Source organism: Planctomycetia bacterium (genome assembly GCA_021413845.1).
In the GTDB taxonomy this organism is placed as follows: Bacteria; Planctomycetota; Planctomycetia; order Pirellulales; family PNKZ01; genus PNKZ01.
Window position 1 is genome coordinate 1 of record JAIOPP010000076.1, and the last position, 1,909, is coordinate 1,909.

A 1,909-nucleotide genomic window follows, 5' to 3' on the forward strand; every position below is an offset into this window, starting at 1 on the left:
CCTCTCGCAAACGGGTTATCGAGCCTGTTCGCGCCAATATCGGACGAACGCCGACGCCGGTCAACTTTTTCACCGACGGACGAATGGGAAGACATCGCAAGCCACGTCGCAACCAACACGGTTCGGCCAGGCATTGGAGGCAGACCCATTGCTGGTACTACATGTTGCCGGGCACGAAGAAACGGATGCTTCTATTTGACGAACAAGGTGGCCGCGCCCGCGGCAAGGAAGGTCAGCGCATCGCTGAGCACGCTTTGGCTAGGGCCAAGCTCTTGGGCGAACTGAACTGCAGCGCGGCCGTCGATACGGATTGGATCGTCGCCCGAGCCTGCTCCGAGCCCCTAAATCCATCAAAGAAATGAAAAGCCACGATTGGAACCGCGGTTGACAATCGTTCTCGGCCCAAGACGAACATCGGCAGCCGGCGATCGGCCCGCTCTCGGGCCACTGCTTTTCCTGCAGTCCGATCACAAGTCGAGCGGGTTCGCTTGGTACATCGTCACGCGGAGCCGGAAGACGCGGCACGATCGTAGTATCGCGTCGAGGTCTTGAAACGGGTCAGGGAGATTCCAAAGGTAAGACCGGTCGCCGCAGTCCGTTGCGACGACCGATCGAGGAGCGTTCGCCTAGGGTCTACTTCTTCTCGGCCCGCTTCATGACGTTGGTCTCGAGTTGGCCGAAGACCTGTTCGTGGCGGGCGACGCTCATGCCGAGGGCTTGGAGCAGGCGCTTGGCGGTGTAGTAGTTGAGGACGAGCCGTTGCTCGACGGCGATCGTTTCGCTGGAGCCCATCGGATGGGCGTTGAGGCCGAAGTCGATGATCAGTTCTTCGGGCGTGCCGGTGACGCGGCAGAAGTTGGCGTAGGCGGCGACGAGCTTCGATTCGTCGAGCTTGACCGGTTGCGGTGGGACGGGAGCCGAGTCGTGCGGGGTGGCGGCGGAGACGAGAGCGGTCGGGGTGGTGGCCATGGCAGGCTTCCTTTCAAGTGAGAACGAACGAGACAGTGAGTACCGAAGCAAGGCCGAGCGCAAGCTCAACCGGGCAGATCGAGGTGCGGGTCGAGGCCGAGCGGGTGGGCCGATTCGTTCCGCTGCTTTTCGAAGGCGAGCAGCCGCTTACGGTGCCGGAACTTTCGTGTTTCGACGGCCTTCTGAGCCCGCTTGAACCAGCGTTCGAGATTCGATGACGCTAAGCTATCGGCACCGACGCGAGCGCCGAGCCGGTTGAGTTGTCGCGCGCGACGCGGCGAGAGTCCTTCGCGCAAGAGCTCGTCTTCGAGCGCGAGGTGATAACGAAACGAGCCGGGGTCTCCTTGCCGACCGCAGCGACCGACGAGTTGGCGATCGATCCGAGCCGCTTCGTGCATTTCGCTGACGATCACGTGCAAGCCGCCGAGCGCACGGACGTCGTCTTCCAAGCGGATGTCGGTCCCGCGGCCGGCCATGTTCGTCGCCACGGTCACGCGGCCGCGCTCGCCGGCCCGAGCGATGATGTCGGCTTCGCGGGCCTCTTCGTGGGCGTTAAGGATCTCGTGTGTGATTCCTTCGGCCCGCAGCAACTTCGAGAGATGCAACGAACGATCGATCGAGCGGGTGCCGATCAAGACCGGTCGTCCGACGGCGTTCAGCGCGCGGATCTCGTCGACGATCGCAGTCCATTTCTTGTCGATCGTCGGCAGGATTCGCGTCGGGAGCTTCTTGCGGATCGGCGGCCTGTTGGTCGCGATCGCGCGGACGCCGAGTCGATAGATTCGCTTCAGTTCGCCGGCTGAATCGCGAGCCGTGCCGCTCATCCCGGCGAGGTGACGATAACGAAGGAAGAACTCTTGCACGGTGATCCGCGCGGCTTGGCCGCCGTCGCCAGTCAGCTCGACTTGCTCCTTGGCTTCGACCGCTTGATGGAGCCCGT

3 protein-coding genes are annotated in these 1,909 nt (G+C 62.9%); 1 reads left to right on the forward strand and 2 read right to left on the reverse strand.

Annotation, left to right across the window (positions count from 1 at the left end; all coding sequences use genetic code 11):
• On the forward strand, nt 1-362 hold a 362-nt coding region (locus K8U03_13910; GenBank protein ID MCE9605986.1), incomplete at its 5' end, for a hypothetical protein.
• Nucleotides 363-633: 271 nt separating this feature from the next.
• Here K8U03_13910 and K8U03_13915 read toward each other — a convergent pair.
• Both K8U03_13915 and K8U03_13920 read right to left on the reverse strand, forming a co-directional pair.
• Nucleotides 634-969, reverse strand: a complete 336-nt coding sequence (locus K8U03_13915) for a DUF3467 domain-containing protein (GenBank protein ID MCE9605987.1) — start codon at nt 967-969, stop codon at nt 634-636.
• A gap of 65 nt (nt 970-1,034) precedes the next feature.
• Nucleotides 1,035-1,909 (reverse strand): preprotein translocase subunit SecA (locus tag K8U03_13920; protein MCE9605988.1); only part of this gene is annotated, 875 nt, incomplete at its 5' end.